Origin of the sequence: Paenibacillus sp. 1182 (assembly GCF_017833915.1) — a bacterium.
GTDB lineage: Bacteria > Bacillota > Bacilli > Paenibacillales > Paenibacillaceae > Paenibacillus > Paenibacillus polymyxa_D.
The window spans coordinates 198,709-221,035 of sequence record NZ_JAFICR010000002.1 but is presented as its reverse complement, the minus strand read 5'-3'; the positions used below and the strand labels follow the sequence as shown (position 1 = coordinate 221,035).

Annotated in this window: 20 protein-coding genes and 1 riboswitch; of the genes, 4 read left to right on the top strand and 16 right to left on the bottom strand. The window is 44.3% G+C overall.

The genetic code is table 11. The features are described 5' to 3' along the window. The first annotated feature begins 178 nt into the window (after window positions 1–178). Both JOD82_RS04010 and JOD82_RS04005 read left to right on the top strand, forming a co-directional pair. On the top strand, window positions 179–739 hold the full coding sequence (locus JOD82_RS04010; RefSeq protein WP_029518671.1) for an RNA polymerase sigma factor: 561 nt from the start codon (window positions 179–181) through the stop codon (window positions 737–739). After that, the gene (locus JOD82_RS04005) at window positions 699–2,384 is read left to right on the top strand and encodes a DUF4179 domain-containing protein (RefSeq protein ID WP_069010992.1); all 1,686 of its coding nucleotides are present in this window, start codon (window positions 699–701) and stop codon (window positions 2,382–2,384) included. The genes JOD82_RS04010 and JOD82_RS04005 overlap by 41 nt, the downstream gene beginning before the upstream one ends. A 108-nt stretch (window positions 2,385–2,492) precedes the next feature. Here JOD82_RS04005 and JOD82_RS04000 read toward each other — a convergent pair whose 3' ends face one another. From JOD82_RS04000 to JOD82_RS03955, 10 genes are all read right to left on the bottom strand, one after another. Then, window positions 2,493–3,317 (bottom strand): carbohydrate ABC transporter permease, encoded by an 825-nt coding sequence (locus JOD82_RS04000; protein ID WP_029518673.1) that lies wholly within the window; start codon window positions 3,315–3,317, stop codon window positions 2,493–2,495. Continuing rightward, complete coding sequence (locus JOD82_RS03995) at window positions 3,317–4,183, bottom strand: carbohydrate ABC transporter permease (protein ID WP_016822711.1); 867 nt, start codon at window positions 4,181–4,183, stop codon at window positions 3,317–3,319. The genes JOD82_RS04000 and JOD82_RS03995 overlap by 1 nt, the downstream gene beginning before the upstream one ends. A 16-nt stretch (window positions 4,184–4,199) precedes the next feature. Continuing rightward, complete coding sequence (locus tag JOD82_RS03990; protein WP_209947919.1) at window positions 4,200–5,432, bottom strand: ABC transporter substrate-binding protein; 1,233 nt, start codon at window positions 5,430–5,432, stop codon at window positions 4,200–4,202. A gap of 349 nt (window positions 5,433–5,781) precedes the next feature. After that, the gene (locus JOD82_RS03985; RefSeq protein WP_069010994.1) at window positions 5,782–7,164 is read right to left on the bottom strand and encodes a lanthionine synthetase C family protein; all 1,383 of its coding nucleotides are present in this window, start codon (window positions 7,162–7,164) and stop codon (window positions 5,782–5,784) included. Next, entirely contained in the window at window positions 7,161–9,044 is a 1,884-nt protein-coding gene (locus JOD82_RS03980; protein ID WP_081317551.1) for an ABC transporter ATP-binding protein, read from the bottom strand. Before JOD82_RS03980 ends, JOD82_RS03985 begins: the two co-directional genes overlap by 4 nt. Continuing rightward, window positions 9,044–12,223 (bottom strand): lantibiotic dehydratase, encoded by a 3,180-nt coding sequence (locus tag JOD82_RS03975; protein ID WP_029518677.1) that lies wholly within the window; start codon window positions 12,221–12,223, stop codon window positions 9,044–9,046. The genes JOD82_RS03980 and JOD82_RS03975 overlap by 1 nt, the downstream gene beginning before the upstream one ends. Window positions 12,224–12,254: 31 nt before the next feature. Beyond that, window positions 12,255–13,022, bottom strand: a complete 768-nt coding sequence (locus tag JOD82_RS03970) for an ABC transporter permease (RefSeq protein ID WP_029518678.1) — start codon at window positions 13,020–13,022, stop codon at window positions 12,255–12,257. 13 nt (window positions 13,023–13,035) lie between these two features. Next, on the bottom strand, window positions 13,036–13,830 hold the full coding sequence (locus JOD82_RS03965) for an ABC transporter permease (protein ID WP_029518679.1): 795 nt from the start codon (window positions 13,828–13,830) through the stop codon (window positions 13,036–13,038). Continuing rightward, window positions 13,827–14,555: an ABC transporter ATP-binding protein gene (locus JOD82_RS03960; RefSeq protein WP_069010995.1), complete on the bottom strand. Its 729-nt coding sequence runs from the start codon at window positions 14,553–14,555 to the stop codon at window positions 13,827–13,829. The genes JOD82_RS03965 and JOD82_RS03960 overlap by 4 nt, the downstream gene beginning before the upstream one ends. 174 nt (window positions 14,556–14,729) lie before the next feature. After that, a complete protein-coding gene (locus JOD82_RS03955) occupies window positions 14,730–14,903 on the bottom strand; it encodes an FDLD family class I lanthipeptide (protein ID WP_193373363.1) in 174 nt (57 codons plus the stop codon). Between the two features lie 591 nt (window positions 14,904–15,494). Here JOD82_RS03955 and JOD82_RS03950 point away from each other — a divergent pair. Next, window positions 15,495–15,722 (top strand): hypothetical protein, encoded by a 228-nt coding sequence (locus JOD82_RS03950; protein WP_141695473.1) that lies wholly within the window; start codon window positions 15,495–15,497, stop codon window positions 15,720–15,722. Further along, window positions 15,671–16,114, top strand: a complete 444-nt coding sequence (locus JOD82_RS03945; protein ID WP_141695474.1) for an IS3 family transposase — start codon at window positions 15,671–15,673, stop codon at window positions 16,112–16,114. Before JOD82_RS03950 ends, JOD82_RS03945 begins: the two co-directional genes overlap by 52 nt. Here JOD82_RS03945 and JOD82_RS03940 read toward each other — a convergent pair. From JOD82_RS03940 to JOD82_RS03915, 6 genes are all read right to left on the bottom strand, one after another. Continuing rightward, complete coding sequence (locus JOD82_RS03940; RefSeq protein ID WP_029518683.1) at window positions 16,111–16,302, bottom strand: ATP-binding cassette domain-containing protein; 192 nt, start codon at window positions 16,300–16,302, stop codon at window positions 16,111–16,113. The genes JOD82_RS03945 and JOD82_RS03940 overlap by 4 nt on opposite strands. Window positions 16,303–16,423: 121 nt before the next feature. Then, window positions 16,424–16,597: an FDLD family class I lanthipeptide gene (locus tag JOD82_RS03935; RefSeq protein WP_155271705.1), complete on the bottom strand. Its 174-nt coding sequence runs from the start codon at window positions 16,595–16,597 to the stop codon at window positions 16,424–16,426. 941 nt (window positions 16,598–17,538) lie between these two features. Continuing rightward, the gene (gene abc-f / locus JOD82_RS03930) at window positions 17,539–19,623 is read right to left on the bottom strand and encodes a ribosomal protection-like ABC-F family protein (RefSeq protein ID WP_209947679.1); all 2,085 of its coding nucleotides are present in this window, start codon (window positions 19,621–19,623) and stop codon (window positions 17,539–17,541) included. 103 nt (window positions 19,624–19,726) lie between these two features. Beyond that, window positions 19,727–19,870 (bottom strand): RAxF-45 family protein, encoded by a 144-nt coding sequence (locus JOD82_RS03925; protein ID WP_165145821.1) that lies wholly within the window; start codon window positions 19,868–19,870, stop codon window positions 19,727–19,729. Between the two features lie 80 nt (window positions 19,871–19,950). Continuing rightward, window positions 19,951–21,129, bottom strand: coding sequence for an MFS transporter (locus tag JOD82_RS03920; RefSeq protein WP_209947677.1), 1,179 nt, complete (start codon window positions 21,127–21,129; stop codon window positions 19,951–19,953). A gap of 69 nt (window positions 21,130–21,198) precedes the next feature. Next, window positions 21,199–21,298: riboswitch (purine riboswitch) on the bottom strand. A 57-nt stretch (window positions 21,299–21,355) separates the two neighbouring features. Then, entirely contained in the window at window positions 21,356–22,315 is a 960-nt protein-coding gene (locus JOD82_RS03915; RefSeq protein ID WP_209947675.1) for an acetylxylan esterase, read from the bottom strand. Window positions 22,316–22,327: the final 12 nt, after the last annotated feature.

Below are 22,327 nucleotides of genomic sequence, written 5' to 3'. Positions count from 1 at the left end.
AACATAAGAAGCTTGTAAATCTGAACTTTTGAGATTTACAGGCTTCTTTTTTCGTGTGATACATTTGAAGAAAAACAAAATATATCGAATCAGACGGTTTACTTTTCGCAACCAAATGAACCTTATGAGGGCCTCAGTTGTTATATAGATAAACTGCACAAGAAAGGAGAGCACATCATTGGAGAGTAATCGAGAGTTGTTTGATTTGTATCAACGAGATGTATACCGAACCTGCTACTACATGGTACATAACGCATCGGATGCAGAGGATTTAACGCAGGAAGTGTTTATCACCCTGTTTCGCAGCAATCGTGAACAGATCGAACAACTAAAAGCCTGGATTATGAAAATTACGGTCAATCATTGTCTGAATTACCTTAAACGCCGGAAAAGCCTGCATTTGAAAGTATCGGCTAATCCCTATTTATTTAGCGGGGCGGAAGGTAAGCCTGTAGACAAGCTGGTGGAAGAACGCGAATCGACAGAAGAATGGATCGTTTATATGAATCGCCTTCCAGCCAAAATCCGCGCTGTGCTGACCCTCCGCTATATGCATGATTTCACACTGGCAGAAATATCAAAACTGCTGGAAATTCCGCTGGGAACCGTCAAATCGAGGACTCATAAAGGGCTAAAGTTATTGGAGCAAATACTGCGGGATGCAGGTGTAGAAATTCCCGAGATGGAAGGAGAGAACTATGAACAACGTAGAAAAGGCATTGAAGCGCAAGTTAAATAATGATTCGGAAATGGCCTATCCTGACTTCGATGAGATGTGGAACCGAATGGAACAGACAGGGCATACTGCCCCTACGCTAACCGACACTTTCGATTCATTCACTCCGCACCGACATAGAAATTGGCGCAAAATAGCTATCGCCGCCTCTCTGAGTGCGCTTCTCGTTGCCGTTCCCGTCTATGCCGCCATCCATTATAATTGGGGCAATCTGCTGCACGGAAGAAGCGGCATTCAGACGGCACTAAATCAAGACCTTGGACAGCCCTTGGAGCAATCCGTAACCAGAGACGGAGTGAAGCTGACGCTGCATACCGCTATTGTCGATGAGAACCGGACCGTGATTCTGTACAGCTTGGAGGTCGGAAAACGGGCAGAGAACGAGTTTTGGAATGTCAAAGGCGTATCGCTAAAAGGTGCTGCGGGGGAAAGCAGTGCAGGGGAATATAACTTTCAGCAATGGGACCCGAAAAATCAACGGTACAACGGATACTTTGAAAGTGACTGGACACCGCAGCAAGAAACAGAGAACATGCGGCTGACCGTAGATCATATAGAGCTCACCAGCGTTCAGGAACTGGAATTGCCGCTCGATGTCACATCGCCTCAGATGCAGACATTCAAGCTGGATCGTAACGGCTTACAAGATATGAAGGTACAGGTATTTCAACAAGGGAAGGATAAGCTGATGCTGTCCTCGGCAATCACCTTCGATTCCTCCATACCCAAGAAATGGGACAATCCACAAATCGTTGCTTACCAAGGCGGTGAGCCCGTGATGTCGCAGCCTGGGGGGACTTTTGGCAAACCCGGAGATAACGGGGAGTATACAGCCCAGCAGTATTTTTCTAAAGCAGATATACCGGAAGGACAGACTGCTTTCAAACTGCAATATGCGCAAACTGAGAAAAGTATACATGAACCCATAAAATTCGACCTGCAGCTAAGCAAGAAGAAGATGGAAAGCGGGACGATTAAAAGCGTGCTGAATACCCCATTGGAAAAAGACAATCGGAATGTTTTGCTAGAACAAATGATTGTCACACCTACACAAATCCGTGTCACGATCAGAAGCAAGGAGAAATTCGCCATGTTACCTTATCAAAAGTACTTTCTTTCTGTGAACGGCACAACGTTAGAGGGTAACCGTTGGTCTTCACCTGATCAGGAGCACGATCTGAATACGATCCGTTTTGAACGACCGTCCCATCTTGTGATTACCAAGGACACTCCTATTACTTTTACAGGCAAATATAAAGTCACGATCCATTCGGATGACAAAACACCACAGCTTTTAACTGATATATCTGACCAGAAGCAGACACTAACGACGCAAATCGGTGGCTATCCTGTGAAGTGGACTTACTACAAACAGGAATCAGACTTATTCGTAGAAACCGAAAGCGAGGACGCTCACTTTGGAGGGATTAACCAGACGCATATTAGCCTGGGTAAAGAACGGATCATTGGCAAGCCGATCACAGCCAATTTTGCCGGAGACGGCAATAACAAGGCAGTGGATGTCTACAAGAACTTCAAAGGGAAGGAAGCTTCTATCTATATGTTCTACTATACAACGGACGACCCGGAAGCAGAGACAACCGTATCCTTGCAGCCTCTGACAAGCAACAGCGAAGCATCTAAATAGTAATGCTATAAAAAGAGGGTCCTCTATACCTGTGTGAACCGTGGTATAGGGAGCCCCTTTTTATTTTCCTGGTAAGGCACGGTCTGCCTAAAACGATTGGCTCCTGCCCTACTTCACAGAACCTTGCGTAACGCCATTGATAATCCATTTTTGTGCAATCAGATAGACGATAATCATCGGCAGCAAAGCCATCAGGTACGAGGCAAAAGCCAGATTGAAGTCTGTGTTGAACTGTCCTTGGAACACATACTGTACGAGCGGCAGTGTATATTGCTCCGCATCGCTGATAATAATGAGCGGCAGCAAAAAGTCATTATATGTGGACAGACAAGTGAGAATCCCCACCGTAGCACTAATCGGCGCCATCAGCGGGAATATAATGCGCCAAAAAGTGCCCCATGTCGTCGCACCATCTACCGTGGCTGCCTCTTCCAACGCTACCGGAATGGAGCGAATATAACCGACATACACGAAGACATTAAACGCCAAACCATACACCGTATGCAGCATAATGAGACCCAACAGATTAGTCATATGAAGGCCCGAGGCCAGTTTTACAATCGGCAACATGATGATGGGGAACGGAATGAACATGGCACTCACAAAATAAAAATATAACCCCTTGAAGAAACGCCGCTGCATATTACGAGCAATGGCATAAGCAACCATCGAATTGGTTAGCAAAGTGAGTATAACCGTCGATGTCGTGACCATCACACTGTTCCGAAAAGCGCTGAAGAAATTGGTCATTTCCACTGCACGACTAAAATTTTCCCAATGCAGTTCGGTCGGAAAGGCAAAGGCAGAATGTGCCATCTGCTCGGGATTTTTAAGGGCTATCGTCACCGTCATATAGAGGGGAAACAGAATGAATATTGTCCCCAATGCTACCAGAAGCAGCACAGGCCAGTTCGTACGTCTACTAGTTTTCATCAGTTATCCATCTCCCTTCTCTGGAGGAATCGAAGCTGTAAGATGGAAATGATCGCAATCACAATAAAGTAAATAACAGAGTTAGCCGACTGATAAGCGAATTCTCCACCTCTAAAGCCCCCGGTGTATATCAGGTGGGATATCGACTGCGTGGCCCGTCCCGGCCCACCATTCGTCAAAGCCACGATCTGATCGAACACCATCAGGGAATTTTTCATCGCCAATACCATATTGATCGTAAAAAACGGTGCAATTAATGGAAAGGTAATGCTCCAGAATTCGCGCCATTTACCCGCACCGTCCAAATTGGACGCCTCATACAGACTTGTCGGAATGGTTTGCAGCCCAGCCAGATAGAGAATCGTATTAAAGGCAATCCCCTGCCATACGGCTACGATGACCACTCCTACCCAAGCCAACTGCTCACTGCCTAAGATGTTTGTCGATAATGAACTGATGCCTAAGTTCTGTCCCCAGATCGTAAATACATTCGAGAACAGGTAATTGAATATGTAACCTACGATCAACACGCTCAAAATATTAGGTAAGAAATAAATCCCGCGAAAGAAATTACGGAAACGTATTTTAGCGTTCAGCCCCATGGCAATCAGCAAGCTGAGAATATTAATCGCAATGGTAACCACAATCGCAAATTTGAAAGTAAACCAGTAAGCATTGCCCACATTGTCGTCTTGAAACAAATTAATATAGTTCTTAAACCCGACAAAGTGGTACTGATGACCAAAGCCGTTCCAGTTCGTGAGTGAATAATAAAATCCCTGCAAGGCAGGCAAGGTCAAAAATACAAAAAACAAAAGCACCGCCGGCACCGTCATCCAGTAAAAAGTCGTTAGTCGCTTATTCATGTCTCCTCCTCCTCTCTTATCGGCGGTTAGCTACCTTATCCCATTCTCGGTCCAGCTTGGCTAGATAAGCGTCGATATCTCTGTTTTGCAGGAAGGCCTGGACAATCGAATTCAATTGGACCGCTTTGGGAATATAGTGATCGGCAAAATCAATGACGCGACCCGATTTAAAATACGGCAATAGCTCCGCCACACTTGGATCATCCTGCGTGACTCCCTTCACCGCCGAAAACAGCGTTTGCTCTGTAATGTATTGCTTGCTATTCTCTGGCTTCAACAAAAAGGCAATGAACTCCTCGGCCTCCTTTTTATGCGGAGTGCTCTCCGATACGGCTAATAGCGTATCTATACCAGACACCAGCTTGACCGCCTTTGCGTCATTCCCTGTCGGTAATGGGAAAAAACCAAGCTCCACTTTCGGGTTGGCTTTGCGAATCTCAGAAATGGCCCACGAGCCCTGAATGTACATCAATCCCTGCCCGTTAGCGAAGGCACGATTGCCGTCGGCATAGTTTTTGCCAAAATTATCATTATGCCCGTATTTCAATAGCTCCAGCTGCTTTTCAGCAACCTCGCGATACTTGTCCTGAAAGGTGACCTGATTTTCACGCCGTTGCAGAAAAAAATCAATGCCCACCAGATTCGGGCCCAGCGCATTAAAGGGGAGGTTCGTTTGCCAATCATCTTTATATGTAAAATAGAAAGGAATTTTGCCAGCAACCTTGATCTTTTGCGCTGTTGCAATCAGCTCATCCCATGTTTTGGGCACCTGTAATCCCATTTCTTTAAAAAGCGTTTTGTTATACATCACACCATTCGCATTCGCAGCATAAGGAATTCCATACACAGGATCGACCCCGGTCACATCCTTAAGCATCTTGAGGTAAATCGGATCAATCGTACGTGGCAATTCTGTATTCGCCAGATCCGTAAAAATACCGCTTTGTGCCAAAATGGAGTAGGTATCGGTGGCCCCAAGCCCCACAATGTCAGGTACATCGTTTTTGACAACCCGTGTCAATAACACCGTCTCTGCCTCTGGCGGGTTGACCTGTGTCACTTCAATACCGGGATGTTCCTGATTGAATTGAGAGATTAGCTTATCGAATGAACCCTTGGCCTCCGGCTTGTTTTGAAAGAATTCAATTTTCACCTTACCTGAATCATCGCCCTTGTTGCATGCGCTCACAAAAACAGCCAACAAAAGGATCGCCGCCAGTGTAGACAGCTTTTTGGCCCAACTCCACATGCTCATACCTCCTTTTCCCCTATGTCAATCTATGCAGGACTAAACAATTAATACCCGTCCCTTATGGAAAAGAAACGATACACCGTGTTTGGCGGTTATATAGTAAAAGGGTACTCATCTACGCTGTTGTTTTTCTGTTTTGTTCAGGTATTGGGTTATTGAATGGGAGTACAACATATACTGCCTTGGGATTCCATGTAAGCGGAACCAGCTTGAAGGATGCTAATGAAAATACCTTGAGTCTCAGGAGGAATTAGTATGTTAAAAAAGATCCAACCGGCCTTCAAACGGTCGATTGGATCTTTTCTTACTTTTATTATGTTCAGGTTAGGGAATAACATGACATATCTTAGCGAATTAGAAGAGCAGCGTCCCAATCCGGATTTTCATTTCCTATCAATGAAGCCAACACCAAGGCAACTCCAGCACTTCCATTCAGAAAGCCAGCCTCATCTACTTCTGCTAGCCTCCCATCCAATAGGCTATGATCATAAAAGCCAAACGCCGAATTAGTATCGAACATATCCAGCACTTCTTCTAGTAGCCTGTCTCGCATCATACCTAACTGCTCATGGCCCGTATCTGAATACATACGCTGGATCAGATGCAACAATCCCCCAATACCATGACACAATGTCGCAGAAGATAGTCCTCCTTTACGATAGAGCCTTTTTTCTATATCCAAGTATGCACGTAGTCCCGTTTCGATCCAATCTTTATTTTGAAGAGCTTGTCCCGCCAGCCAGATCGAACGTGCAATGCCTGGTACGCCATAACACCAGGAATCACGATAATACTGCGTGCTTTCAGGCTGCAGACGGTTATCCACCCATTCCTCAAGGGAAACACGCCCAGGCCAAATCACGCCCTCAGTATCCTGAACACGCCAATGATGTATAAATTGTGACAGTCTGTTGATATCGCCCACTAAAGGGAGGGAGTCGGCTCCATTAAGAGCAGACAGGCTCAGAAAAGCTAATGGACCCGCGATACCATGCGAAAGCCCTAAATTAAAATTTCCCTGCGGATATTGTTTCTTTTCATTCTCTTGAAATTGATTCTCCGTGGTAATATACCATCCAGGTACAGGATGTCCATTCCAAGTACGGTCGCTGCACATTATCTGAAACAATTCAATCGTCTGGTTCCATATGGTATGCATAGTCGGGCGGTCAGAAAATAACATGGCGATGCGTCCGATCCCTGTAAAGCCTGATATGGCGTCATACTGGCTCATTTGTAATTGTCCTCTTCCCCATTCCTCCCGACATAGGGCCAAGCTATGTAAAGCAGCCTCTTCGAACCAGGAGGCAAGGGAATCAAGCATTCCTTGATAACGTGTGCCCTTCCTGGATAAAGAGTAAATAGCCAGCAAAATACCTGATAATCCACTATACAGGGATAAGTCATGGACACCCTTTTGCTCCACGATCATACGAATTCGCTCTAAATATTGGTGTCCTACAATATCCCAACCATCCTCAGGGTATAGTCGATCCAACTGACCCATTAACAAACAGATGCCCGTGAACCCACTTCCCAAACTTCCATCTGACCAACGGTCCATCTTCATCCCATCAGCCTCTATCGGGGGCGTTTTTTTCATATACATACGCACTTGATCGGGGTCTTTGTAACGATTGGAAATCTCTTGTAAGATTACAGTTGCTTTATCCTTCATATCCAAATTAATGGGTATCCATTTATCACAAATATATGAAGTCGTCGTCATCCTAGCACCCTCCCTCCGCTTTCAATTAAGGAAGCTTCTTCATCGAATGAGCTGGCCTGAATGTTGTACATCTCTGCGTATAGCCCATTGAGTAACATCAGCTCCTTATGTGTTCCCTGCTCCACAATTAAACCATTGTCCATTACCACAATTTTATGTGCCAGACGTGCTGATGAAATCCGATGAGTAATAAAAATACCAATGCTATCCTTCATCAACTCCAAAAATAATACCAACAAATCCTGTTCTGCCACAGGATCCAAGAAGGAACTTGGCTCATCCAAAATATACACATCCGCTTTACGCAGGAAAGCCCGTGCGATTGCTATTCGCTGCCATTGGCCTCCTGAGAGTTGGTAGCCATCCTCAAACCATTTACCAAGCTGTGTGTCCAAACCTTGTGGAAGTTTGGCTATAATCTGGTCTATAGCTACGCACTGGGCTGCATGGATGAGCTCCTCATCCTGCTCCATACGCCCTAATGATCCAAACCCAATGTTATGACGTGCTGACATTTCATAATGCATGAAATCTTGAAACACGACTCCAATTTTGTCTTGAACCTGCTGCAGATCATAATCCTGAACGGGACGGTCGTTAATTTTAATGACGCCATTATAATCAGAATAAAGCTGCATCAGGATTTTCATAAGCGTCGATTTTCCTGATCCATTTTTCCCTACAATGGCTATCGTCTGTCCTTTAGTCATTGTTAAATGCATGTCCTGAATAGAAGCCTTCGATTGACCCGGGTATGTAAAGGAAACCCCTTCAATTGAAATTTGTTCAATACAAAATCCGGTGCTGCTCTTTGGGTGATCCAGAAGTGCCTGTTCCTTTTGACGCCGAATGGGGTCCGATGTAGGCAACTGTAAAAATACAAATAACTGCTCCATATACAAATTATTTTGTGAAAATTGAACAATACCTTGGATTAGTGCCTGCATTTGACTTTGGGTCAGCATAATCGCTTGAATGTAGCCATATAAGTTCCCTATTAATATTTTTTTCACAAAGGTTTCCTGGATTGCCATCCACACTATCCATAACAGAACAGAAAGTTCAAGCAAACTGTACAGGAAAGTAATTCTAACTCTTTTGCCCAATATACGCCTGTCTTCTACAAAAAATCTTTGCAGTAAATTCTCATATCTTTTTAGTAAATAAGGACCCAAATTAAAAATCTTCACTTCTTTGACCGCACGATCATTTGTAAGCAAATAGGTCATATACCATGACTGTCGATATAACGGGGTACGATTCATATAGATTTCAAACTGTTCTTTGTTTAACTTAAAAATCGAGTAAACCGACACCAGTGAAATCACAAATAGAATAACCACAACCCACCATTTCCATAAGAAAAGTAAAACTGCCGAAGACAGCATGGTAACTAGACTAGATAAAATACCAGCCATTTGTGTATATAATTGGTAAGGTCGATAGGAAGCTTCTTGGGAAGCCCGCTTTAGCTGGTCGTTGATTTGAGAATTTTCATAATCCGCCAGTCCCAAGTAGCCTGATTTTTCTCCAATCATGATATTTAATGACTTGGACAGCACAGATTCAAGGACGCCCTCTACATAACTCTGACTCATCGTAACTAGACTTTTTAAAACGTGAATAAATATAAAGAGACCAAATTGTAGCATAATTATAGAGATATCATGAGGACTAGAAGAAACAATACTATTAAGTAAATTTTGCATGATAACCAAAGTAAGTACGGGCATCACACCTTGAATGATATGCAAAAAAATGCTAGAAAGCATATAGACCTTATTCATGTTAAATACTAAGGCAAAAAGCTTAAGCCCTTGACGTACAGACTTCCATATGGAAGAAGTCCGCCGATCTGTACTTTTTTGTACGCTACTCATTAGCGGTTCCCCCGATATTGAACCAGGCTGTTCATAGCATGTCTGGCCATGATCATTATTTTGCGCTCCCGATCCCTGTCAATTCCAATTAATCGGTTCAAATGCATATGGATCACACTGTATATAATATCCTCTCTTGTATTGGTAGCTCCCCCCTCCCGTTCCTGCTCATGGAGTATATAATTATATTGCTCTACTGCTTCTTTTCTTGCATAAAAAATATTTTCTATGGATTCGCGACTGGATGCAGTCGAAGCTGTCATTTCCTGATCTGATGCCATCCATTGTAAAAAGAACTTCCGTTCCTTGCGAAAGTCTTTCAAATAGTCTTTGAGATCAAATTGACGATTTAAGAATTGAAACGCATCTTCCTTATAGTAACCAAACTGGTAGAGAAGATTGATCACGCTTAAAATAGCTATAACGTCCTTCTGTAAAGAAGTCTGGTTGAATCTAATGAGACGTACCAATTTGGCTGTCACTTCACTGTCACAAGAAAACATTCGTTCTGCCCACATCATGAGCTTCTTTCCACCGTAACGCTCTACTTCTGGCTCATAGGTATCGATCACAACTCTGGATATCATGCCTTCATTTAAAAGCATCTCTGTCCATTGATGAAACACGGGAAGAAACAAGTTTCCCTCCAGAAACTCCGGTAGCTTAAACCGGACACGAATATGTTTATCTGGATCAGCGTATCGGATAAAGTACCCCTGAAGGATGTTACCGTCCTCTTGATGCTTCCGCACAAATTCATCCCAATAACCACCAATAAACTCATCTTGGCGACTGTTCATACCATATAATTTGGCATAGAACCAAGGACCACCAGGAAGATAGGTACAGGTTGCCTCTGAGGAAAGACAACTTGTATCCTCATGCCTTCTATCTAGTGTCGCAGCAACTTCCTCCTCAAAATGGTTCGTTGCTACAGCCTGTTTACGTATACATGGAAATACAAATTCAGCCGCCAAGCGTCCACTGTGACGAGAGACTGGCGTTTCTCCGACTTCACCTATGTGTTCGATTAAAGTAACTTTTCCTTTGGATTGAAGATCTCTACAAACCTGTTCAACATGCAAGGGATGATTCATATCCAACAGAATTCGATTATCTAATTCAATCATATATACATAACGTGGTAGATTCCATTCTTTTTGGAACTGACACACTAAATTCTCCAAATCAATCATATCCTTGGATAGGCTAGTTGCCGCATCCCATGTCATTCTCCATGTAGCCGGATTGAGAATGACATGCTTATATCTTAGACGTGGGGTAAAAGGGGCATGGGTGGCGAATCCCCACTCCATAGATGACCAATGGCGATAACCATCCTCACTGACCTCCAAAAGAAAACGATGTATGTTAGGAGTCAATTCAGCATTGAGCATATGTCCAGCCCTAGCAATGACCTCACGATTGCGACTTATCGACTTCAAATAAAAATGATCATTACGTACCCCAACAGCAAGGTCCGAAACATGTATCTGCTGTTCCTTTGGCAGGGTATGATTGGTTCCTATTGCGATTTCATAGGGGCGAGTATGCTTCGTTAATACTACATTTGCCGATCTTCCCGAACTGGGTAAATACGATATTCCGGCTAACAGCTTTTCAGGCTGTAACCGTTGCTCTTCCGATTGAATGCTGGAGAACATATCAGTAAAAGGCTCGTCAAACAAATCCAGAAATCTCCCGAACGTCTTTCCCGCCCCGTCTGACCCCTGATTAGGTGCCAGAAGTAAAATATACTCACCGCGATCTACAGCCTGCTGATCAGGGGCGACCAACTGAAAAAACAATTCCATAGAAGGTGCTGCCAACCATTTGCCTGATTTCTGCCCTTTTAACATTGCGTCTATCATGGCATCTGTAAGTACCACTTCATGTTTTCCTTCATGGATGCAAGATACGAACCATTGAAATAAAAGCTTCTCCTGATGTGATCTCGACTGGGACGGTGACATGTTTTGAAGCCGTGTTCGGTTACTCAATGGATGTTTGTAGCCTGCCGGAGCACCCATCCCTGTATCCTCATCAAGAAGCTCCAGCAAAGGGACCTCCCGATATGGACCATACTTCTCCAAAAATTCCACACAAAATTCATCCAAAGGTCTATTCTCTCGCGACGAAAGCTTAGTTAGTAATTCGGCAACACATTCAACATCCTTACGGATACATTGGGGAAGAACAACTCCTCGATCCTCCAGGGAAAGGTCGATTTGCAAGCTTGATTTTGCACTGAACATTTTGCCCATCTTTCGTCTTAAATGCTCCAACGAATCTTCCCCTTGGCCTATAGGGAGACGATTATATTTATTAATAGTATCCGCGATGTTATTAAAATTCTCTTTTAACTCATCAATACCCGTTACTAATTTCAAGACGGATCGTATATGGTCCAGCGGTTCGGTAGTAGTGGTAGGAGGAATAAGCTCAGATATCAAAAACTCTTGCTCAAATAGCTGCCATACATAACGGTCAATTGTCTCTATATCAGCTCTTTCAAATGTCTTATGTAGATGGTTGACCAGTTCCTGATAAGGTATGAGGGTCGAACTTGCTTCCATCACACAATCAAATACCTGAGTCGCACGAACGGACACACTCTGATCTTCTCCACCGACTATACTGCCGCATCTTGTCGTGTAGGGGATTTTAGCCCGGTTACCCTGACGATAAATTAATGTATTACGCTGAACCCGCAGCTGGCGGACAACCTCCTTACTGCTTGTGACCATTTCAACGGCTTTCATTAGCCATTCCATGTCCGGTCTTGCACGCTTTCGATACATATCTGGCTCTTGTAAAATGAGCTGAGACTGCTCTCCGAATTTCCCGTATGTGACTCCAGATAACAATCCGAACGGCGTAGGTCGTGTAGCCATTCTAGTGATATAACGCATAAAGGATTTGATAACTTGTTCCTGTTTGCGCGGATTGTCCTGATCGCTGATATGTACTAAAGATTCAAGCAGAGTAGGGCTGGAGGCAGCTAACGCTTCACGAATAAATGGATTACGAGATAATTCCGTAAGACGATTTATTGCAACTCGTCTGATTCCTTCAGTCTCTCCGACATTGGTTAGAAAGCATTTTCCGAACTCTTCCATAGGTAGCACAGGAGTACGAAGCATAAAAAAATCCAGGGTTTTATAAAGATGCTCTTCCATTCCCATTAAACCTCCGTTCTAAGCCAAACGTTTAAATTGTTTTCTTTTGCCAACGAACAAAGCTAATAGTCGAACAAATCAATATAATCACGATTAGACACATCCAGAATCTGGTGGAACCATCCACTCTTAAAGCAAGCATAATTTGCTGGAAAGGATCTATTAACATCACAAGTGGCTTGTAAAATGGGTAGATAAACATAGATATAAATAAAATAGAAATAAACGAGAATAAAGGTCTGGATATGAACAAACACACTGCACTACTTAGCATGAGCTTTGCCAGGCAAACCAACGTTAATACCAAATAAAACACAAGTGTATATGACATAGCATCTAATGAGGTGGAAGCCTCTGCTGAGCCGTATTTAAAAAAGGTTAAGCTACGGGGAAAAATAGTCCAACCAGCCAGTATGCCTATGAGCAAGGCTGTACCCGTAAAAACGATCGTCGTGACCGATAATGCGAACAGTTTCCCAAGCCAAAATTGAAAGCGACGGTATGGACGCAGTACATATAAACGATACGCCCCGGAGTGAATATCCCCGCTTAACTGATCCACATACAAAATAGGCAACAATGCCAGGATCAGAAATAGGGAAATTTCACTCATCATAAGCCACGGCAAGTTCAGATTATTAACAGTGGCAATCCCTTCGCCAAAGCGGAATTTCATTGTTCCATTAATTTTAAGACTGACAATATTCGCAATAACCATCAATAGAAAAATTGTATATAATAAAAGAGTAGATCTTCGATTCCATATTCGTTCCATTTCACTTCGCCAAATTCCTAGCATAAGAAAAATCCTCCTAATACAAATAATCATCCTTGGTAAAACGACGATATGCTCCCCATGTAAAAAGGATTAGATATAAAATAACAACGGTGGCAATCGCCCCATTTGCAGACAGGTTTCCGGATAAGGATGTCTTCAATCCTCTATACTGCATATAAGGAATAAATAAAAAGACTATAAGATCATGTATGTAGGGAATATGAGAAAATAGAGATGCTAATTTAAGGTATAAGCCATCGAACAGCAAGGAGAACAGATTATAGGTCGTACAAATACCAATTGCATGGGTTACACTCTTGCTACACATGGCAATGTAGGAATACAGACAGCCAATAGCCATAAGTGAGACAAAAGCCTTTGCATAATATTGAAATACATACATTATAAGCTCTCCATATTGCCTTGTTTCGCCTTCAGAATAGGGAAATCGCCATACTCCGACACCCCAAAGAGACAGACCCAATATAAGTAAGAGTAATAGAACAGAGACCTGTAAAACCAATAGCTTGCTCCAGAAAATCTGTCCCCGAGTAAAACGCCGCATGAAGATTAGACGCAACTGTCCACCCCGGAATTGCTCCGTATATAGAGTCGCTACTAATGCAGCTACAGCAATATTGCATATTAAAAACAAATTTTCTTGCAGGCCTATAATGACAAAGACTTTGGACAACACTTCTACCGAAGTCTTGAGATACAAAAAATAACTGGCTGTGGAATAAGCAAGTACAGGGGTACATAAAATCAGAAGCCAGAACCATTTTCTGCTATACAATCTCTCGAACTCACTGTAAATGAGTGTCTTCATAATCCCATTAGCTCCATAAAAGCATCCTCCAGCCGTTGACCTTCCTCAACCAATTGATCTGCGGGTCCCTTCCAAACTAGCGTTCCTTCTTTAATCACAATTAATTCGTCACACATTTGCTGCAACTCATCCAGCAGATGGCTGGAGATAAAAAATGCATAATTTTTTGAATTTCGCAAACGAAGGATAATATCTCTCAACTCCCTCATTCCCATAGGATCGAGACCATTGGAAGGCTCATCGAGCAGCAGTAGCTCCGGGTTACCCAGCATAGATTGGGCAATGCCCAAGCGTTGCTTCATGCCCAAAGAATAAGTTTTCACCCTGTCGTCTCCACGCAAATCCAGGCCTACTCTTTCTAACAATTCCTCTATATGCTTTTCCCGATCGGAAGATTTAATATTCGGATGTAACCGAGACAAATTACGCAGCACCTGTTTACCCGTCATATAATCAAAAAAGACTGGGGACTCAATGATAGCGCCTACTTTGGAGAGCGCCTTTTCCCGATCCGCCTGTACGTCATATGAAGCTATTCTTACAGAGCCACTGGTTGAATGCATTAATCCCGTCATGATCCGCATCATTGTTGTTTTCCCGGCTCCATTCGGTCCAATGAAACCATATATTTTCCCCTTTTCAAGCTTGAAGGAAATGTCACTTAATAAAGTCCGTTTCCCCATTTTTTTGGATACTTTTTCAACTTTCAATAAGACATCCGACATTACACTTTCCCTCCATTACTAAATCCAAATATAAGGATGCCTCTGATATTCACAACCAGGAAACCAAAGGTTTTCTCAAAGAAGAAGAAGGGACTTCAAGGTCCCTCCTCCTTTGCTAAATTAAATAGTTATCCAATATAAAGGTTTTGCAAGTTGCAAAACAACTAAAATTTATTAACAAAGTGTTCCTAAATTACTGAAGCAAGGTGAACATGTCTCAACACAAGTTTGGGATGTATTACCGCCACCACAGCCGCTAGAGCAATTCCAAATACTTCTAATTTTAGGCTCTACAGAACCTTGAGATTTGTTTACTTGAACGTCCAGATCAAATAAGTTTTCAGCCATTGCATTCCCCCCCTTTCATTTAGATATACCATCAGCCTTCAGCGAGGTTCATGTTTACCCCGCCAAAGCCTTCCTTCTCGCAATAGAAGAGAAGGATTTTATATGAACAACACCCCGACCAGATCGTCACCTACTCGAAATATTGCCATATATCACGTAGACAACCGTATGTATGATCTTTGTTGATAACAAACACTTCATCTAATAATAATTTATATCTTCCTTACAAATAAAAGAATATCATATGTTGCAAAATGTAAATCTATTACTTTATATGTAAACATACATAATAAAAAATCATTAATACCAATTTATTTTAATATATGGTTATTCTATTTCCACTCTCTCATTCTCTTTACCATACAAAAAAGGGGACTGACCCCATAACGTGAGACACATCAAAATACCTTCAAGAGAATCAAGCCATGTCGTAAGATATGGAGATAACCTTGGAGGTGTTTTTACGTTGGCAACGAGAGTGAGTTATCCCTTAGAAATAAAGATGAAAGCGATTGAAATGAGATTGGCAAGAGTTCCGGTAAGAGAGGTTATGGAGCAACTGGGAATACGGAATAAGACACAGCTAGAAACATGGATGAGGTGGTATCGAAAGGCGAAGTGCATCGTCTGGAGCAGCCTGTAGGTAAACAATACAGCTACAGAAAAGGTCCGGAACACTCTTCGGAGCTTGAAAAAGTAAAAGCGGAGAATCGATTCCTGAAGCAGCAATTGGACCTGCTAAAAAAGTACAAGGAACTGGAAAAGAGGTGGAACCAGAAGTCGCCGTGGCCTGGATCGAATCCATTCGAGACGAAGTGACGGTGTCTGAGGCTTGTACATGGCTCGGGATCGCAAGAGCGACCTACTACCGCTGGAAAGCAACTATGGAGACAAAGCGCACAGATGCTACGGTGGAGAAAATCCGAGAGCTTTGCATCCATCATAAGTTTCGGTATGGTTACCGGAAAATCACCGCACTCCTTCGGGCAGAGCAAAGAATGAATCACAAACGAGTTCAGCGGATGATGCAGCGTGAGGGGCTACAGTGCCGCGTGAGAATGAAGAAACGAAAGGTCACTGGGCAGCCTGCAGGCTGCTTATCCAGCAGAAAATCTGCTGAAGCGGCAATTCCTTGCAGAGGCGCCCCTGCAAAAGCTCGTTACGGACATCACCTATTTACCGTTTGGCGGAAAGATGTTGTACTTCTCTAGCATTCATGCCCGCTTGTAGGATGCATCAACCCTGTCATCATGCGCATCAACGTCGTTTTCCCTACTCCATTCGGACCAATAAAACCATATATCTTTCCTTTGTCAAGCTGAAAGGAAGAATCGTGAATTACTTGACGCTTCCCAATCACTTTAGTGATTTGCTGAACCTCCATAACAACATTAGACATTCTTTCTCTCCCTCCAAATCTATCATAATTGAGGGGAAGGATGGGACTAAAAAGACCCCTTCCTTCCATTTTTCACCCTAATTCGATTAGGATTCGAGTTCAAATTCCATGGTTACACTGTTCAACACAATGCTCCAATATTAGAAAAACATTTTACACCTGCTGTTTCAGCACAAGTGTTGGCTGTTCCGCCGCACATTCCGGTGCATTGCCACGCCAAACTTGTTACTTGAGGTTCTACTGAACCTTTAGACTTGTTAATTTGTACATCCAAATCAAAAATATTATTTTCCATTTTTTCCAAACTCCTCTCGATATTCATCTTTAATAATAAATACAATAATTTTGTGTAATCTAGGAAGCTAATTTATATGAAAGATATCTCAACAGATCGTCACCTATTGAAACATCCTCATATGACATCTTCTTTATATGGTTAGACACTTTATTCAGGCATTATGCCGAAAAAAATCCTGCAAATGACTAATCAAAACTCCTTGTATCGAGTAAAAAGAAATATATATACTAATACATAATTATATGTATAGTTAAATTATGTATTATTTAAAACATATTTAGTAACTGATTTTTTATGAATTCAAGATTGGAAGATATACTTCAATATTCAAGATGCATAAAAGGCCTTGATCCAACTTTGATGCGTGTCCTAAAAGTACACGAAAACGACTTTGGGAGTAAGATATAGCGAAGTCCGCTTTACAACCTGGCAACAAGCAAGTTTAGTAAGGGATTATAAATACCTATTGTAGATGGATCCTTTCTTGATGGACGAAATCATTTCATACCGAGTACTCGCTCGGTCGCGGTCTTGAAGCTCAAATGAGCCTTAAATTTCATTCACTTGAATATCCAGATCAAATAAGTTTTAGAACCACACCCTGACCAGATCGTTACTCAAGGAATATCCATATATGACAATGCGGAAAATCTTATGTATGATCTTAGTTGACATTATAAAAATTTATCTAACAGTGATTATTTCCTTCTTACAAATAAAACAATATCACATGTTTCAAAATGTAAATCTATTACTTTATATGTAAACATACATAATAAAAAAATAATTAACACCAATTTATTTTAATATATGGTTATTCCGTTCCCACGCTCTCATTAGTCTTTACCATATAAAAATAGCCCCTCAGCAGACGCGCTACCTCAGGGCTATCCCTTTATAAAATATACGTTGCCTATCTTCAGCAACCAGCCTATCACCTACTCCAGCTCAACCCACTCGCCGAGCAACATGTCCAGCTCAGCTTGCAGTCGCTCACGCGCGTCCCACAGCTCCACCATGTGGATCGTGTCGTCGCTTGTGCCGAGCAGCTCCAGCTCGGCATCTGTCGCCGCCAATTCTGCTTCTTTGGCGGCAATCGCTCGCTCCAAGCGCTCGCTGGACACAGCGGGCGAGCGGGTTGGCTTCGCGGCCTTCGCTCCGCGTGCCCCACCCCGGGCATCGGGTGCCCCCAAGCGACCAGCCGACCCGGAGCGAGCACGGCTCGCATCGGCTCCGCTGGTCGCTCCTGCCCGCGCAGCCGTCCCCGCGCCATTGCTCGCTGCGCTAGAATGTGCAGCTGTGCCCGAGCCTGAGCTGCCACCCGATGCGGCTCTGCTTGCAGATGTCGGGCGTGTCCCGGTATCCTCGTCGCTCTGTAAACGAGCGTTCTCCAGCTCACGCTTCTTCGCTCGGTACTCATCAAAGCTGCCTAGATAAAAGGTCAGTTTTCCAGCCTCCAGCTCCCACACGCGCCCTACCAGCTTGTTCACAAAGTAGCGGTCATGCGAAATCGCCAGCACCGTTCCCGTGTAGGTGTCCAGCGCTTCCTCCAACGCCTCGCGTGAGTCAATGTCCAGGTGGTTCGTCGGCTCATCCAGCACCAACAAATTTGGCTTTTTCATGACCAGCAACGCCAGCCGCAAGCGGGACCATTCGCCACCGGACAGCATGCTCACGGGTTTAAACACATCGGCACCGTAAAATAAATACTTCGCTAGCAATCCGCGTGCCTCGCCTTCTTCCACCCCTGCTTCTTCCTTGAAGTAAGCAAGCACAGTCGCCCGGCTATTCCGTTCTCTCTCTTGCTGCGCCAAATATCCGTACTCTACGCGCGTACCCCACTGGACCGTGCCTGCATCTACGCTTTCCTGACCAAGCAACAGCTTGAGCAGCGTCGTTTTACCTGCGCCGTTATCGCCCAACAAGGCTACCTTTTCACCGAATTCCAGGCTGCCCGTTGCCCCGCTTAATATCTGACGCTCTCCATAAGCTTTAACAATATCTTCAAACTGTAGCACTCGGCGACCGGAACGATCCTCCAGCTTTAAGTGAAATTCTGCCCCCTGTGGGTCCAGTACAGGTCGTTTCACCAGCTCCATACGCTCCAGTGCTTTACGAATGGAGGCTGCTTTTTTGAAAAACTTTTCGTTATCGCCGTTGCGACCCCACTCTTCAAAACGCCGAATGGCCTCTTTCATCTTTTTGATTCGCTTTTGCTGTTCCTTATAATCTTCAAATTGCAGTAGCAATCGTTCTTCCTTTTCCTTAACGTAACCGCTGTAGTTCGTATAATACGTAAACGCCTCGCCATCCTCAAGCTCAATCATTTTAACGGCAACCCGATCCAGAAAATAACGATCATGAGATACAACCACACACGCGCCTGTGTAGCCCTGCAAAAATTGCTCCAGCCATTCCAGCCCTTTCAAATCCAGATGGTTGGTCGGCTCATCCAGCAGCAGCAAATCCGGTCGTCCGATGAGCTGTGATGCCAGCGCTATTTTTGTTTTCTCTCCACCAGACAGCGAGCCGAAGCTGCGCGTATACATTCCTTTGGGAATACGCAGACCATCCGCTACCTGATCAATATTTGCATCCATTTCATAGCCGCCGTTGCGCTCAAACCGTTCCTGTAGGGAAGCATACGATTGCAGCAGCTTCTCCAGAAGACCCGTATCCGCTACCACAATCGGATCTGACATTTCCCGTTCCAGTGTGCTCATCTGATTGCGGCAATCCTTCAGCTCACGATAGGCGTAAGCCAGCGTTTCGTACACGGTGAAGCTCTCAAACTCCGCCGGAATTTGCGGTAAATAGCCGATTTTCGCATCCTTGGCGATGACGAGCTGCCCTTCATCCGGGCGGGACAAACGTGCGATCAGGCGTAATAGGGTGGTTTTACCGCTTCCGTTGCGGCCGATGAGTCCCACCTTTTCTCCCATATGGATTTCAAACGATGCACCATCCAAAATCAGATTGGCAGCGTGGTATTTTTTCAATTGTTGACCGTTAACTATATACATGTTCAGGCTCTCCTTTATTTAGGAAGACCCTTACCCGGGTAACACAAAAAGAGCCGCAGGAGCAACCCCGCGACTCTTCGGAAGATACAGCAATCCGTTCGAGTTAAGGTAGGCGTCTTCTCGCGATGTTTACAACCATATGATTAAAATTGGACAGACTTCTCCCGTTGTATGGAAAAGCATGAACAATGCCAGCCATAGCAATCGGCAGCTGGCTAATACGGTTGTTCAGCATCTCGTGATTCACCTACCTCACCTCCTTCTTCATAATTGTGTGTAGTATATCATGTTTGCTCGTATTATAAAAGAGGGCGATGGTTCAGCGAACTATGAAACAGAGTGGTGCCCTCTGACAGCCTGCGATGTCCCGACTCTGGTAATCGAAAATACGCCGCAGACAAAAGCAACAATCACAAATGCCCCACCCACCCAAGCGTTCGTGGCAACAGATTCACTATTCTCAATTACTACGCCTCCCAGGGCAGAACCCAGAGCGATCCCGACCTGGAGTGCGGAGAAATTAAAGCTTTGCTGAATACTACCCGATTCGGGCGCATTTTCAATAAGATAGCTTTGCATCGGGGGCGACAAGGCCCAACTCAGTATGCCCCAGATGATCAATAATGGCGCAAATACATAAACCGAGTGGATTGAGAGTGGCAGCAGGAACATCACGGCGATAAACACGCCTACGACGACTAGAATACTTTTCGCTGTCCCGAACCGATCTGCCAAAGAACCGCCAATAAAACCACCGCTCACTGCCGCCAGCCCAAAGACAAAATAGGCCACACTAACCCACGAAGCATTTAAACCCATCATATTTTCTAAAAACGGAGTGAAATACGCATATAGCGTGTAGTGGCCCGCCAGTGTCAGCGTGGTCACCAGATGAGCACTGATGACTTTAACATTTTTTAAGGATTTCAATTGATCTCGCATAGGCACAACATGTTCCGTCGGAATCCGTTCCATAAACAAGTTGATAACGATCATAGCAACGACCGTCAACAAGGCAATAATCAGGAAAAGCACCCGCCAGCCAAACGCATTTCCAATCAGCACCCCGGCTGGAATACCAAGCACGATGGAGGAGCTAACCCCCATGGAGATGACACCGAGGACACGGGCCTGATAAGCCTTGGACACCACTTTGACTGCAATGGTCAGTGACAATGTCACGATCAGCGACCCGCTTGCAGCGGTAATGATACGGGATACAAACAAGACTGCATAATTCGGACTCCAGAAGGCCAGCAGACTTCCCAGAATAAAGATAAACATCGACCACAGGTACAGTCGTTTTCGTTCGATTTTGGCGGTCAACGCCAACAAAGTTGGCCCAGCAATAGCGTACACGAGCGCATAGATCATGATAAGCTGTCCTGCCGTGCTTACGGAGACATTCAAATCCTGTGCAATTTGGGGCAGCACGCCACCGATAATCAGCTCCACCAACCCCACCGTAAAGGTCGCAATCGTTAAAATAACTACTTTGAAGTTCATTACATTAGCTCCTTTGCTGTCATGTAAATTCCCTCGTATTACGCAAAAAAATCCTGACCACAAGAAATGTACAAGACGTACACTTTTTGTAATCAGGATTTATCGGTTCCTGGTAGAGACCCTCAAACCATATTATTGAGGTTATACAAATGGGGCATTCATTTATTACGCATTCACGAAGGTTATAGCTATTACTATAAAGGAGCCTGTGGCTAAGTTCAACCCCCTACAGCCGCAAAAATTCAATCATGGCACGATCCGACAGATAAGGTAGATACTCATGACCGTATTCGTGATACAGGAGTATTTCCTTGTCTGATACGATTTTATTGTACACCGCAAACTGCGTGGAGGGTGGACAAATGATATCCGACAGCCCTGTCACAAACAACACACGACTACGAATACGGTCTGCCAAATGTTGAATATCGATGTAGCCTAGTCGGTGAAATAGTTCCTCCTCGCGCAGATGGTTCGGATCAAACCAACGAAAATAATAAACCAGTTCTTCATATGCAGATGTAGTAGCATCCAGCGCCCAAGCTCTTTTATAGTCCGACAGGAACGGATATACCGGGACCGCCACACGGACACGCGGCTCCAATGCAGCGCAGGCAACCGTTAAGGCCCCTCCCTGGGAACAGCCAAATGCACCGATCCGTTCAGGGTCGACCTGCTCCATAGACATCAGAATGCGCACCGCCTGTACCGTATCCAAAAATACATTGCGGTAATACAACCGATCCGGGTCCGGGTCGTCAATCCCTCGGATGATATGGCCGCGCACCGTCGTTCCTTGAACCTGCAAATTGTCCTCGGACAGCCCTCCTTGCCCCCGGCAATCCATAGCCAGCACGGTGAATCCGTGTGCCGCGTAGCTTACCTTGTCGAACCAATCACCACTGTCGCAGGAATATCCATGAAACATGGCCAAAGCTGGACCTTGTTCCGTAAGATGCTTGGGACGAGCCAGCTTCCCATGAATCTTTGCTCCACCCACTCCGGTAAAATATAGATGGTAACACTCCACCAGCGGAGAGACAAAATCAGCAGGCTCCAGTGTATATTTCAGTGGCTGCTGCTCCAGCTCCAGTAGCGCCCGTTCCCAGTATGCGTCAAAATCCGGTGGCTTTGGGCTGCTCCCCATGTACGACTGCAATTGCTGTAAAGACATATCCTCCGGCATTCACGTTCCCTC